Below are 13,703 nucleotides of genomic sequence, written 5' to 3'. Positions count from 1 at the left end.
TCTTTTGTTTCCAAAAGTAATAAAAGTATGAACTATTTATCAAGAGTAGAGTATAGATAGCTTAAAAGACAAAAGTTATGAAAAAGAAGAATATTATCTTAGCCATTTTGTTGGCATTCGCATCCATTCAGCTTCAAGCTCAGCGTATCGTTACAGATGAATCTTCTATTGATTTAGGGCAGATACTTTTCCGTGATCCGATTACGGCCGTTTATAATTTGAAAAATGGTGGAGATAAACCTTTGGTAATACATGACGTGAAAAAAAGTTGTGGATGTACATCTGTTTCTTTCCCTCATAGAGCAATCCTTGCTGGTGAAAAGTTTAAAGTAGAAGTAACCTATGATGCCAAACTGATGGGGCATTTTGATAAATTAATAGGATTGTATAGTAATGCAAGTGAAAATCCAACGATTCTTCGCCTTAAAGGTGTTGTAGTTAGTGATTATGTAGGCTTCTCTGGAGCTTATCCTTTTCAGATAGGAGATTTGAAGTTGGATGTTAATGATATTGAGTTTGATGATGTTAATCGGGGGGATCGTCCAGTAGCACAGATTCATGTTTTTAATGCCGGTCGTTCAGAGATATTACCTCAGGTAATGCATTTGCCTCCATATCTTACAGCAAATGTTTCTCCTTCAAGATTGGCTGCGGGGCAAGCGGGTATTATTTCGCTGACTCTTGATTCAAAGAAGTTGCGTAATTTTGGTCTCTCTCAGACAAGTTTATATTTGGGGATGTATCCTGGCGACAAAGTAGCTCCGGAGAAAGAAATCAGTGTCTCTTCGGTATTACTTCCTGCGTTTGACGAAACTGAAACAAATTCAATTCAAGCGTTAGCTCCAAAGTTAAAAATAACTAGTAATACGCTTGATTTAGGTTCGTTTGGAAAAAAGACCAAGCTGAAGGGTGTGCTTGAATTAGAGAATGTTGGTAAAAGTGATTTGGATATTCGTAGTATGCAAATGTTTACTGAGGGCTTTGAAATGTCTTTAAATAAAACGAAGCTTGCTCCTGGTGAAAAAGCTAAATTGAAAGTTACTGCTTTAAAGCGACAACTTAAAAAAGTTCGTTCTAAACCCCGTGTGTTGATGATTACTAATGATCCTTCATATTCTAAGGTTATCATTCATATAAACGTTAAAGATTAATTGATAGTATAGCATAGTATAGTATCGATGATACAGATAGAAATTGATAATGGAAGTGGTTTTTGTTTTGGTGTAACAACTGCCATCAAAAAAGCAGAAGAAAAACTTGCAGAGGGGGAAACTCTGTATTGTTTAGGTGATATTGTTCATAATGGAATGGAGGTTGAACGGTTGCACGATCGTGGCCTAGTAACAATAGATCATGAACAAATGAAAAATTTGCATCATGTTAAAGTTCTTCTTAGAGCACATGGGGAGCCACCTGAAACATATGAACTGGCTCAAAGAAATCATATAGAAATAATCGATGCTACTTGTCCTGTAGTATTGCAGTTGCAAAAAAGAATCAAAAAGCAATATGATAGTAATCCCTCTGCTCAAATTGTTATTTTTGGTAAAAAAGGTCATGCTGAAGTTTTAGGACTTGTAGGTCAGACACAGAATAAAGCTATCGTAATCGAAAAGTTCGAGGATGTTACAAAATTAGATTTCAATCGAGATATTTATCTGTATTCTCAAACGACTAAGGGGCTGGATGAATTTCATCGTATAATAGATTATATTCAGGATCATATCAGCAAAAAGTCAGTATTCCAAAGTTTTGATACAATATGTAGACAGGTGGCTAATCGTATGCCCAATATAGCTACTTTTGCTTCTAGGCATGATCTTATTCTGTTTGTTGCAGGAAAGAAAAGTAGCAATGGAAAGGTATTATTCAAAGAGTGTCATAGTGTAAATCCTAATAGTTTTCAGATTGAAAGGGCTGAAGAAATTGATATGAATTGGGTAACAAATGTCAATACCATAGGTATCTGTGGTGCAACAAGTACTCCTAAATGGTTGATGGAGGAGTGTAGAGACTACATACTTCGAAATACGAAGTAGAAAAAAATAAGCAGTGTCGCTTTTCTCAAAGAAACACCGCTTAAAAAACAGTAATTAACTCAAAATTTTTAATCTATTATAATCATCTGTTTTTGTAATTAACATAAACAAAAACTTAATCTTTATTCTAAATTATAGTATCACAAATTTACATATTTTGAGCGTGCTCACCAAAAATATTCAATGAAGCATGCTCTTTTCTAGGTAAATAAGGATTTTGTTAAAGCTAATTAGTTGTTGACAATATGGTTAAAATGGCTTATAAGCCATTCTTTTTGTTCGGCTATTGTTAATTTGCTATTGTCAAGTTCGATAGCATCATCAGCTTTCTTAAGCGGTGAAACTTCACGATGGGTATCAATGTAGTCGCGCTCTTCAACATTTTTCTTAATATCATCATAGTCTGCAGGCATACCTTTAGCTTTTAATTCGTCAAAACGGCGCTGTGCTCTTACTTCAGATGAAGCCGTAACAAAGATCTTTAGTTCGGCATCAGGAAAAACGGTTGTACCGATATCTCTTCCATCCATGACGACACCTTTATCTTTTCCTAGATTCTGTTGTTGGGCTACTAGGGCTTCACGTACAAAAGGTACAGCAGCAATCGGACTTACGTGTGATGAAACTTCTAGAGAACGAATTTCTTGTTCTACGCATACCCCATTCAGATAAGTATCAGGACGTCCTGTTTCCTTATTCAGTTGAAAGGAAATTTTAATATTTGGCATTTCTTTCTCTAGTTCAGACGTTTTAACGCTTCCGTCTTCATTGAATAATTGATGGCGAAGAGCATATAGCGTTACAGATCTGTACATAGCGCCAGTATCTACATAAATATAGCCAATTTCGCGAGCTAAATCTTTGGCCATAGTACTTTTTCCGCATGATGAAAATCCATCAATAGCAATCGTTATCTTTCTCATAATTATAGTGTATATGCAGCATTAATTAATAATGAACTGCTGCTTACGTGATATTTACCATAAGCAACATTCAACTTGAATCTGTCTAAATTTAATCCAGCTCCGAATGAAAGTCCAGCACCATGACTACTTTCACCATCAGAACTTTGTAATTTCATTTCTTTGGCACGTCTACAATTATATCCAGCGCCAATCCATATATTTGGTGAAAGTATAATCTCTGCACCAAATACTGCATGATTGATAAAACTGTAATTTAAGTGGTTTAAATCAACCAAGGTCGTAGATATTCTAAAAGGGGTGTTTAGTAAGCGTTTGGTTGCTCCTATTTGAATGTCGATCGGCATAGGTTCGAAGTCTTCATTATACGCTTTTAATTGACCTCCTAGGTTTTTGGCTGCTATAGATACAGACCATTCTTTATTTGGATCATAATAGTTTAATCCCAAGTCAAAGCCAACAGCTAAAGAGTTGTAATCACCAATGTAAGAGGTTATAAATTTAGTTGTGAGACCTCCGACAATGCGTTCGGATAGCATGTATGATAAATAGCCTGCAAGAGCGATATCTTTTGCCGAGAAATTACCTGTCTGGATGTTATTTTCATCCGTTTCCTTCATGGTGCCATAGTTGATATATTGAGCAGAAATCGCCCAAGAAACTTTCTCTTGAACTATACGATTGAAGGATGCACTAAGGATGTTTACTCCGGACATATAGTTCATGTAGTTGAAATTTATAGTTTTGTCACTGACTGATGAGAGAAGGGAAGGATTGTTAAAGATGAATGTCTCATCATCTTCAATTATTGAAATATTATCTCCTCCAAGGGCCGCAGAATGTGCGCTTACAGGCACTCTTAAAAAATTATATTCGGTTTGACTCTCTTGGCTCAAAACGCTCAAAGAGTAACATGCTGAAAGAAGGGTAAAAACAATTTTTCTCATCAGTATTTTTTATTGAAAGGCAAAGATACATCTTTTTGAATAAAAAAGAATGTTTTTCTTTTGTAATTCGTTTTATTTACTGTAATTTTGCCTTTGAATTCGTTTAACACATAACGAAGAAAAATTGTTTTTAGTGTGGAAATAAAAAAATCAAATAAAGCAAATTTAGAGGACGAACGAATAACAGGCTTTTTGTTGGGTCTGATTTTGGTGTTGTCTGTATTGTTTGTTAGTTTTGAATATACCACTAATTCTTCTAACGGTAGCGAACTAAACGAAGATTTACTGGACGATATTTCACAGGATTTGGAGATGATGCCTCAGGATAATCATGATATGGTAAGTTATGAACCGGCAGCAGCTCCTTCTAAAACAATTACGACTAATATTAAAAAGCAAGAGAAGGTTGAAATGACTCCTAAGAAATTGAGCGCTATTAGTGAGGCTATTCTTAATGGAGTCGGTAATTCAGATGCTGCTGGGCATGGAACCGTAGAGGGAGCTGTGAAGGAATCAGATATAACAACAGCTCTTCCCCAAACTCCTGCAAGTCTTGACAATCCATTTAATTTCCAGATTGTAGAACAACTTCCTGAGTTTCCTGGAGGTATGGTAGAGTTTATGAAGTGGATAACCAAAAGTTTGAAGTATCCACCTCAAGCAAAAAATAATAAAATACAAGGAGAAGTAGTTGTTTCCTTTATCGTAGATAAGGAAGGTAACGTTTCTTCGATAAAAATAGCTAAGTCTGTTAATCCTCTTTTGGATAGAGAGGTGCTTCGTGTAATGCATGCTATGCCAAAATGGAAACCGGGACTTATGCATAATAAACCATGTATGACCATGATGGCTATACCTATAGTCTTTAGTTTGTAAACTTTTTAAATACAATACATATGTTAACAGCTAATGAGATATTAGATAAAGTTAATGACTATCTCAATAAACTTCCTTATGATCGTAAACCTGTATCTCTTTATGAACCAATTCGATATGTTTTATCTATTGGGGGAAAACGAATTCGTCCGACTTTAATGTTGTTGGCTTATAATCTTTTTAAAGAAGATCCAGAAAGTATATTGATGAGTGCATGTGCACTTGAAACTTATCATAATTATACATTATTGCATGACGACTTGATGGACCAAGCTGATTTGCGACGTGGAAAAGAAACTGTTCATAAAAAGTGGAATGCCAATACTGCTATTCTGTCAGGTGATTCTATGCTTGTTTTGGCTTATCAGAGAATGCTGAATTGTAAACCTGAGTATCAAGGTAAGGTGCTGAAATTGTTTACAGAAACAGCTTTAGAGATCGGTGAAGGACAGCAGTATGATATGGAGTTTGAAACCCGTATGGATGTTGTGGAGGAAGAATATATAGAGATGATTCGTCTGAAAACAAGTGTCTTGTTAGCTTGTGCTATGAAGATTGGTGCAATCTTAGCAGATGCTTCAGATGAGGATGCTGATAATCTTTATAAGTTCGGAGAACAGATAGGGCTCGCTTTCCAGTTGCAAGATGATTATCTTGATGTCTATGGTGATCCAAAGGTTTTTGGTAAGTCTGTAGGAGGGGATATTGTTTCTAATAAGAAAACATATATGCTTATTAATGCCTTCCATAAAGCTGATAATCGACAGTTGAAAGAGTTAACTCGATGGGTTGAGGCTAAAGAGTTTGTTCGACAAGAAAAGGTTGAAGCTGTAACACAACTCTATAATGAAATGGGCATAGATAAGTTGGCTTTGGAAAAGATATCTTATTATTTTGAGCAAAGTAAGAAATTTCTATCTGCAGTTCATGTTGCAGAAGATCGTAAGATGGAATTGATGAAATTCGCTGAACTTATGATGCATCGTAAGTATTAATTATTCATTTAAAAATAAACATCGTGTTGCAATTTATTGATACACATGCTCATTTAGATGTGGAGGAGTTTGCAGAAGATCTCCCTGAAGTTATTATTAGAGCAAAGGAGGCTGGAGTGGCAAAAATCTTTCTTCCGGCTATCGATTTACCTTCTGTAAGTACAGTTCTTCAGGTTTGTCGAGACTATCCTAATTATACTTTTCCGATGATTGGTCTTCAGCCTGAGGAAGTAAAAGGTGATTATCAAGAAGTGCTCAAGAAGATGAAGAAAATTTTAGATGCATCATTTGCGCAATCTTCTCCTTCTCCTTTTATTGCTATTGGTGAAGTGGGATTAGACTTTTATTGGTCTCGTGAATTTGAGCAGGAACAGTTGATTGTATTCGAAGAAATGGTGAAGTGGGCTGTCGAGTATCAATTGCCGTTGATGATACATTGTCGTAAGGCCCAAAATGAATTATTGCATATTTTAAAAAAATATAAGCATGATCTTGTAGGCGGTGTATTCCATTGTTTTACAGGTAATCAAAATGAAGCTGCGGAATATCTTAAGTTTGATAATTTCGTGTTGGGTATTGGTGGCGTATTGACTTTTAAAAGTAGTCATTTACGAGAAGACCTTCCTGCATGCGTGCCTTTGGAGCGTATAGTGTTAGAAACAGATAGTCCGTATATGGCTCCTACACCTCATCGAGGTAAGAGAAATGAAAGTGCTTTTGTTGCTAACGTACTTCGGCAATTAGCTGCAAGTTATCAGGTATCTGAAGAAATTGTGGCCAGCATAACTAACCAAAATGTAGCACGTATATTTGGCATTTCCGTTTAATCTAAAAAAAGTTTAAAACTCGGTAAAAATGTGGTGTAAATCATCATAAAACTCTTACATTTGCATTACATTGAAAAATATTTTATTTTCGATAATGAATAGGAAAGATGCTCGAGTGGTTGAAGAGGCACGCCTGGAAAGCGTGTAAGCGCCTAAAGCGTTTCACGGGTTCGAATCCCGTTCTTTCCGCAAATTTAATTTAAATCCAAAAATGAAAAGTCTAATTGCAAAACTTGCATTAGTATTCCTTTTATCTTGTTCTTGTCAACTTGGTACTGCACAGAATACCTCTGTAGCTAGTAAAGGGTCTGATTCAGTTTCTCAGGTCGTAGCCAAGGATACAAGTTCTATTGATGAGGTTAGTGCAGAAGATGTCGATACCAGTTCTGTTAATCTGTTGGCTGGTGATGACGAGGATTGTGAAAGTTTCCATAAATCATTGAAAACTAAATTTATTGAAGGTAATGCTGGTTTTATGTCTTTGGTAGCTTTAGCTTTAGTCTTGGGTCTAGCTTTTTGTATAGAGCGCATTATTTATCTTAGTCTTTCAGAAATCGACGCTAAGAAAATGATGAAAGATATTGAAGCTAAGGTAGAAGCTGATGATATTGAGGGTGCCAAAAGTCTTTGTCGTGAAACACGAGGACCTGTCGCTTCCATTTGCTATCAAGGATTGTTAAGAATACATGAATCAATAGATGATATAGAACGATCGATTTCTTCATATGGTACAGTTCAGGCTGCTAATTTGGAGAAAGGTTGCTCATGGATTAAGCTATTTATTGCTGCTGCACCATCTTTGGGATTCTTAGGAACTGTTATTGGTATGGTAATGGCATTTGATCAAATCGAGCAGGCTGGTGATATTAGTCCGACGATTGTTGCTTCTGGTATGAAAGTTGCTTTGATTACTACCATCTTTGGTATCATTGTAGCTCTTATCCTTCAGATGTTTTATAATTATATTCTCTCGAAGATAGAGCATCTGGATAGTCAAATGGAAGAATCAGCAATTACATTAATGGATATTATTGCTAAACGTAAGCAGAATTTATGAAAATAGAAAGTGTTAAACAATGGTCTACAGAAAAGATATCCCAGTATATTCTTTATGTGTTGGTAGGATTAATTGTACTCATTTTTATTTTATTTTATTTGATAGGTTTTGATCTTCCATTTTTAGACAATCCTGCATTTAATGCACCATTGTTTACAGATGGTGTCATAGCACTGATGTGGCTAATGCTTATATTTGCTCTAGGACTTGTTGTATGGTCTTTTGTAAAGTCTTATCGTTCTCAAACCAAAGTAGATCAGATTGTAAATGGAATCCCTGCAACTAAAATTAGTTATGTGGTCTGGGGGGTTACTTTTGTTTTAATGGTACTGACATTCTTATTTACTCCTACATCACCTGTAATTGTGAATGGGAAACTGTTTCAAGAGTGGTTCTCTTTGAAACTGTCAGGAATGTTTGTCTATACATCTATATTATTGTTGGTTATTGCTATTGCTACCGTTGTTTTTGGTTCCACAAGATATATAAGGAGGAATACACATCAAGATGTTCATAAGGCGTAAAAATCATAACGTTCCAGGACTTAATACGACATCGACTGCAGATATTTCTTTTATGCTGTTGATTTTCTTTTTGGTTACAACATCTATGGATGTTGATAAAGGACTGTCTAGACAATTGCCTCCTCCTGAACCACCTAAAAAGGAGCAGATGGAGAGTCAAGTCCAAAAAGATAAGTTAATGGAATTACATATTTCTGCATCAAATCAGTTGTTGGTTAATGGTAACCCTTTTCCTGTTTCAAAATTGAAAAATGAGGTCATATCATTTGTTACCCGTGTAGGAGCTTCACATCTGATCACTATAGAAACAGATCGTCAGGCTAGTTATGATCTTTATTTTCAAGTTCAAAATGAGATTATGGCTGCCTATCATATTCTCCGGGATAAGAAGGCAATAAAAAAATATGGTAAGGCTTATCTGAAATGTACTCCTGACCAAAAGGAATATATAAAGGAAGTATGTCCACAGCGTATATCTGAGTCTTATGAAAATGCGAAAGGAGTTGCGATATGATAAATTTTAACAAGCGATACTCTCATGATGTACCTGAGTTGAATACTGCGTCTTTGCCAGACTTAATATTTACGGTCTTGTTCTTCTTTATGATTGTAACTCACATGAGAAAGGTGCAACTAAAGGTGAAATATGTAGAACCAACTGGAACCGAATTGACTCGTCTAACAAAGAAAACTGCTGTATCATATATTTATATAGGTAAACCCATTTCTGGAACAAATAGGATAAATAACAATGCTACGAGAATTCAGTTAAATGATAAATTTGCCACTGTTGAAGAGGTAATGGATTACATTTCTGCAGAAAAAAATCGGATGCAGCCTGATGATCAGAAACAAATGACAATTTCATTAAAGGCGGATAAAAATACCAATATGGGTGTCATTACAGATGTTAAACAAGCATTACGTCAGGTAAAAGCCTTAAAAATTAACTATTCGTCAAATTCTAAAAAATAGCAAACTCTTTCAGTTTTGAATAAAATCATTTAAAAAGTTGCTAATTTCATAGTTTTATACTAACTTTGCATACAAATTAATATAAAATAATGGCACATCATAGTTTAGATTTATTAGATAAGAAGATTCTGAAGCTTCTTTCTCAAGATGCTCGTATACCATTTTTGGAAGTAGCACGTGCATGTAATGTTAGTGGTGCTGCAATTCACCAGCGTGTAGCAAAATTGACAAGTATGGGTATTCTTAAAGGATCAGAATTTATTATTGACCCAGAAAAAATTGGTTATGAGACCTGTGCGTATATAGGACTTTATTTGAAAAACCCAGAATCGTATGACAGCGTAGTAGACGCATTGAGAAAGATTCCTGAGGTTGTAGAATGTCATACAACAACAGGTGGTATGGACTTATTCATTAAGTTGTATGCATATAATAATCATCATTTGATGAAGATAATTCACGATAAGCTTCAGCCTTTAGGCCTAGATAGAAGTGAAACGATTATTTCTTTTAATGCTTCAATTGATCGTCAACTTCCTATAGTAGAGTTACCTCTTGATGCCCCTGAGATATCAGATGAAGAAGGTGATGATGTTGACGTCATCGATTTAGGTGGAATTAATTCTTCGAAGTAAAAAAAATCATGCTCTTCTTGATGGACAATTTTCCATTGAGAATAGTCTGGAAAATATGTATCGGCTTTATTTGGCGTATCTTTAATGAGCGTCAGATAAAGCCGATTTGCTATAGGTAGAGTTTGTCTATAGATTTCTGCACCACCAATAATAAAAACCTCGTCTTCGTTATTGCACAGTTCTAAAGCTTCTTGTATGGAGTGAGCAATATCACAGTTTGGTATTTGTATTGACTGCCGGGTAACTACGATATTTCTTCTGTTGGGTAATGCTCCGTTGGGGAGTGATTGATAAGTTTTTCTACCCATGATGATGGTATGACCTATGGTTAATGATTTAAATCTTTGTAAATCTTCATGATAGGAATAGAGCAATTGATTGCGGTATCCGATTGCTCTATTCTGTGCCACAGCTACTATAATATTTATGTTCATTCGAAAAGTATGATATTATTATTACCATCAGGTATGTGTGAACTTTTAATTTTCCATTCTTGAGGGTAAAGATTATTGGCCCTATTACCTATATTTTTTTCGAATCCAAGGGGAACATCCTGATAGGTTAGGAGAATGATTCCTGTTGGAGTTCCATCTGGTAGGGGAACTGGTTCTTTTCGTAGATATGAAATAGCCTCGTCGTATGTTAAAGAAGCTGTTGGGTAATAGCTTCTGTTTAGTTCCAACGACAATGCCAGTGATTGGCTAGGTATAATTTTTTTCCCCTTTATAGTTCCAAGGTTAATTCCTGCATGTATTACTTTCAGGTTTGTTGTTGCTTTTTTATAAGTTGAGAGCCATTTTTTACGGATTGCAACAACTTGATCATGGTCGGTACATAGTTCGTAATTTTCAGGTTGTTTAATACAACTTGTATCTATCTTGATTTTATTTTTGGTGTCTTTATTTTTACTTACTTTTTCCTTTTCTTTTCTTTCTTTCCCAGAAGTCTTTCTCAAAACAGCCATAAATATGCCTTCCCCTTTGGTCTTTCCTGGAATAAAACGATATACAGGGTGCTCGTTGATGAGTGACGGAGTTATGGGCCAATTGTTATCGATGTCAACAGATATATATTCTGCTCCCAATTCATTAACTATCCAGTCTACATTTTCTTCGTCTTCTTTTGCATTAAAGGTACAAGTAGAGTAGATGAGTATACCATCTTTTTTGAGATTATTCCAAATATCTTGAATAATTTCTCTTTGTAAGTTTCTACAGTTTTCTACATTTTTCTGACTCCATTCTTCAATGGCTCCTTGGTCTTTTCTGAACATTCCTTCTCCTGAACATGGAACGTCCGCAACAATAATATCAAAGAGAAGATCTGTTTTTTTATAATCCTTGGGGTAGTTATTAGTTACGATAACATCTGGATGCCCGAATTTTTGAATATTCTCCGCTAATATATTAGATCGTGTTCTGATAGGTTCATTAGCAAAGAGTAGGCTGCCTTCTGGTAAGATGGAGCGTGCAACGGTTGTCTTTCCTCCAGGAGCAGCACATAGGTCGAGCATGAGAATAGGTGTTTCATCTAAAATTTGGCGTAATACGTGTTCAAGAAACATAGAAGAGGCTTCTTGTACATAGTATACTCCGGCATGCAATAAAGGATCGAATGTGAAATTCGGTCTACTCTTCAAGTACATACCATGCTTGCACCATGCTACGGATTCATCCAGATTAGCAATCTGAAAGCGGCGTTCTTTTAATTTATATGGGTTGATTCGTATACTGGTAACAGGATCTTGTTTTAACCCTTTTTCTAAGGTTGAAAATAGTTTTTCACCCATTAAATCACGAGTATATGATACAAATTCTTTTGGCAGATTCATTGTTCAAAACTTATGTTGATACCGTTTTTATTATTTTCTTCGAACTTCTTTTGTTTTGCTTTAGGAGGATTTTTTAATTGTCCATTTTTATCAAACAGATTATATGTGGTTCGTAGTACAATAAATTCAGTGCGACGATTTAACTGATTGCATATTTCTTGTTCTTCTTTACTAAGTTTCTTGATATATTCTTCTGTGAGTACATCATTTTCTTTCAACCATTTATATTTTTCGGTAAGTTTCTTTTTTATCGTCTTTGGTTTATCTTTTCCATATCCCACTGGAGTAAGACGATCTTTGGCTATGCCTTTGGCAATGAGATAATTGACTACCGATTCTGCTCTTCGTTGTGAGAGTTGTTTATTATAGTCTTCAGAACCTTTATAATCACAATGTGCACTGAGTTCAATGGTTACATTTGGGTTCTCGTTCAACAAATTCACAAGCTCGTCAAGTGCTTTTGTCGATTCCGATGTCAAGTTGGCTTTGTCAAACTCATAGAAAATATTATCGATCAACACCGGAGCTGTGATAGAGGCCAGTGGGAATTGAAGTACATGTTCTTGAGAGTCTTCTGTAGTACCAATATGAATCTCTTCTTTGTGATTAAGATATCCCTTGCATGTTGCCATAAATAAGTAATCTACATTGGTCTTAGCTACCATTTCAAAAGAACCATCTCCTTTCACGGATACTTTTTTATTTGTGCCATCAGAGCCGATTATATATACCTGTGCTGCAGGCAGTTCATATCCTTCCATTTCATATACCCAACCTTTTATTGTTTGTACAATTTCAGGGTTTTCAAAAGAGTAGATGTGATCATAGCCTCTAGCATCTCCACGGTTTGAGCAGAAAAATCCTCTATTATGTTGGCCTTCAAAAGTCATACCGAAATCGTCTCCTTGTGAATTCAGTGGATATCCAGGATGGAACAGGCGGTAATGAGCCGTTGAATCACCTTGTGCAATATAAATGTCTAACCCTCCTAATCCTGGATGTCCATCAGACGAAAAGTAGAGATCACCATTTGGTCTGAAAGTTGGAAATTCTTCGTTTCCGGCTGTATTAATAGGTTCTCCTAAGTTTTCTACTCCACCTAAACCTGCGGCAGTAATGCGTACTCGCCAAATGTCAAGTCCTCCTTTTCCTCCAGGCATATCAGATGTGAAATATAGCCAATTGCCATCTGGTGAAATTGCAGGGTGAGCATAGCTTGATAGGCTGTCTTTGGATATGTTAAGTTCGTTGGTTTTCCCCCAAGCTGCATCTGAGCGTTCAGAAGTTACAATCTGTGCATATCTTGGATAGTTCGCATCAGTTTGACAGCGTGTAAGGTACATGGTCCTGCTATCAGGAGAAAAACAGCAAGCGCCTTCATCCTCTATGGAATTCAAACCACCTCCCACAGGCTCAGGTTGGCTCCATTTTCCTTTATCGTCTTTTTCAGAAACAAAGATATCTCCAGATTTTGTACCTGTAATGCCATTTAGTTCGTCACCTTGTGTTTCGTTTCTTGTTGATGAGAAATAGAGATATTCATAGTTGTCACCCAGAAGCATCGGTGAATAGTCATCTCTTCTGGAATTGAAGACACTCATTTTTTTTACCGTATATCTTGAACCCGCTTTTTTCCATTCATTTGCTTTTTGTGCAGAAATAAGTCCATTTTTAGCCAATTTGTTGCCCGGAACGGAATCAAGAATGTCTTTAAATATGCCTTCTGCTTTTTTGTATGCTCCTGCTTTTAGTAATTGGCGTGCGTAGCTCAATTCGCTGTCAAGTCCTGGAGAAGTGTACCTGAAAGCTTTTTCGTATGCCGAATTTGCTTTACCCGTAGCATTAATTTTCTCATAGCATTGTGCCATTTTAAGAGAGATGTCACCTCTTTTCTTTTTATCTTTAGTTGGAACTTTACGATATGCTTGTCTATAATGTTCGGCAGCGTTAAAATATTCTCCAAGGGCTAAAGATTTTTCAGCCTTTTTTAGATTATATTCAGCTCCACAAGAGTTGAATATAATTATAAGCAATAAAGTGAGGTATGAGAAAAGGCGTCTTTTCATGAATGTTC

At 35.9% G+C, this 13,703-nt stretch carries 15 protein-coding genes and 1 tRNA gene; 11 read left to right on the top strand and 5 right to left on the bottom strand.

Annotated elements, in window-relative coordinates; genetic code table 11:
• The first annotated feature begins 77 nt into the window (after positions 1 to 77).
• The gene (locus L6469_RS07240) at positions 78 to 1,151 is read left to right on the top strand and encodes a DUF1573 domain-containing protein (protein WP_006282066.1); all 1,074 of its coding nucleotides are present in this window, start codon (positions 78 to 80) and stop codon (positions 1,149 to 1,151) included.
• Positions 1,152 to 1,178: 27 nt separating this feature from the next.
• Entirely contained in the window at positions 1,179 to 2,039 is an 861-nt protein-coding gene (locus L6469_RS07235; RefSeq protein WP_006282065.1) for a 4-hydroxy-3-methylbut-2-enyl diphosphate reductase, read from the top strand.
• A 230-nt stretch (positions 2,040 to 2,269) separates the two neighbouring features.
• Here L6469_RS07235 and cmk read toward each other — a convergent pair whose 3' ends face one another.
• Both cmk and porQ read right to left on the bottom strand, forming a co-directional pair.
• A complete protein-coding gene (gene cmk, locus L6469_RS07230; RefSeq protein ID WP_006282064.1) occupies positions 2,270 to 2,962 on the bottom strand; it encodes a (d)CMP kinase in 693 nt (230 codons plus the stop codon).
• 2 nt (positions 2,963 to 2,964) lie between these two features.
• Positions 2,965 to 3,909: a type IX secretion system protein PorQ gene (gene porQ, locus L6469_RS07225; protein WP_006282063.1), complete on the bottom strand. Its 945-nt coding sequence runs from the start codon at positions 3,907 to 3,909 to the stop codon at positions 2,965 to 2,967.
• Between the two features lie 135 nt (positions 3,910 to 4,044).
• Between porQ and L6469_RS07220 the strand changes: the two genes are divergently transcribed.
• The 9 genes from L6469_RS07220 (at position 4,045) to L6469_RS07180 (ending at position 9,798) form a co-directional block, all read left to right on the top strand.
• On the top strand, positions 4,045 to 4,785 hold the full coding sequence (locus L6469_RS07220) for an energy transducer TonB (RefSeq protein ID WP_006282062.1): 741 nt from the start codon (positions 4,045 to 4,047) through the stop codon (positions 4,783 to 4,785).
• 20 nt (positions 4,786 to 4,805) lie between these two features.
• Positions 4,806 to 5,780 (top strand): polyprenyl synthetase family protein, encoded by a 975-nt coding sequence (locus L6469_RS07215; protein WP_006282061.1) that lies wholly within the window; start codon positions 4,806 to 4,808, stop codon positions 5,778 to 5,780.
• Between the two features lie 26 nt (positions 5,781 to 5,806).
• Positions 5,807 to 6,607 carry a TatD family hydrolase gene (locus tag L6469_RS07210; protein ID WP_006282060.1) on the top strand — a complete coding sequence of 267 codons (801 nt, stop codon included), beginning with the start codon at positions 5,807 to 5,809 and terminating at the stop codon, positions 6,605 to 6,607.
• Between the two features lie 101 nt (positions 6,608 to 6,708).
• Positions 6,709 to 6,796: transfer RNA gene (locus tag L6469_RS07205), tRNA-Ser, on the top strand.
• A gap of 22 nt (positions 6,797 to 6,818) precedes the next feature.
• The gene (locus L6469_RS07200) at positions 6,819 to 7,664 is read left to right on the top strand and encodes a MotA/TolQ/ExbB proton channel family protein (protein ID WP_006282059.1); all 846 of its coding nucleotides are present in this window, start codon (positions 6,819 to 6,821) and stop codon (positions 7,662 to 7,664) included.
• Positions 7,661 to 8,188: a hypothetical protein gene (locus tag L6469_RS07195; RefSeq protein ID WP_006282058.1), complete on the top strand. Its 528-nt coding sequence runs from the start codon at positions 7,661 to 7,663 to the stop codon at positions 8,186 to 8,188. Before L6469_RS07200 ends, L6469_RS07195 begins: the two co-directional genes overlap by 4 nt.
• Positions 8,172 to 8,702: an ExbD/TolR family protein gene (locus tag L6469_RS07190; RefSeq protein ID WP_006282057.1), complete on the top strand. Its 531-nt coding sequence runs from the start codon at positions 8,172 to 8,174 to the stop codon at positions 8,700 to 8,702. Before L6469_RS07195 ends, L6469_RS07190 begins: the two co-directional genes overlap by 17 nt.
• Positions 8,699 to 9,163, top strand: a complete 465-nt coding sequence (locus L6469_RS07185) for an ExbD/TolR family protein (protein ID WP_006282056.1) — start codon at positions 8,699 to 8,701, stop codon at positions 9,161 to 9,163. The genes L6469_RS07190 and L6469_RS07185 overlap by 4 nt, the downstream gene beginning before the upstream one ends.
• Before the next feature lie 89 nt (positions 9,164 to 9,252).
• Positions 9,253 to 9,798 (top strand): Lrp/AsnC family transcriptional regulator, encoded by a 546-nt coding sequence (locus L6469_RS07180; RefSeq protein WP_006282055.1) that lies wholly within the window; start codon positions 9,253 to 9,255, stop codon positions 9,796 to 9,798.
• On the opposite strand, the gene L6469_RS07175 is transcribed toward L6469_RS07180, so the two are convergent.
• The 3 genes from L6469_RS07175 to L6469_RS07165 are packed head-to-tail and all read right to left on the bottom strand — an operon-like array spanning position 9,693 to position 13,695.
• Positions 9,693 to 10,232 (bottom strand): dihydrofolate reductase, encoded by a 540-nt coding sequence (locus L6469_RS07175; RefSeq protein WP_074549343.1) that lies wholly within the window; start codon positions 10,230 to 10,232, stop codon positions 9,693 to 9,695. The genes L6469_RS07180 and L6469_RS07175 overlap by 106 nt on opposite strands.
• Positions 10,229 to 11,629, bottom strand: a complete 1,401-nt coding sequence (locus tag L6469_RS07170) for an RsmF rRNA methyltransferase first C-terminal domain-containing protein (protein WP_006282054.1) — start codon at positions 11,627 to 11,629, stop codon at positions 10,229 to 10,231. The genes L6469_RS07175 and L6469_RS07170 overlap by 4 nt, the downstream gene beginning before the upstream one ends.
• Positions 11,626 to 13,695, bottom strand: a complete 2,070-nt coding sequence (locus L6469_RS07165; RefSeq protein WP_006282053.1) for an OmpA family protein — start codon at positions 13,693 to 13,695, stop codon at positions 11,626 to 11,628. Before L6469_RS07165 ends, L6469_RS07170 begins: the two co-directional genes overlap by 4 nt.
• Positions 13,696 to 13,703: the final 8 nt, after the last annotated feature.

Origin of the sequence: Segatella baroniae B14 (assembly GCF_022024235.1) — a bacterium.
GTDB classification, from domain to species: Bacteria; Bacteroidota; Bacteroidia; order Bacteroidales; family Bacteroidaceae; genus Prevotella; species Prevotella bryantii.
The sequence above is the reverse complement of the archived record's forward strand: the minus strand, read 5'-3'. Positions and strand labels throughout refer to the sequence as shown.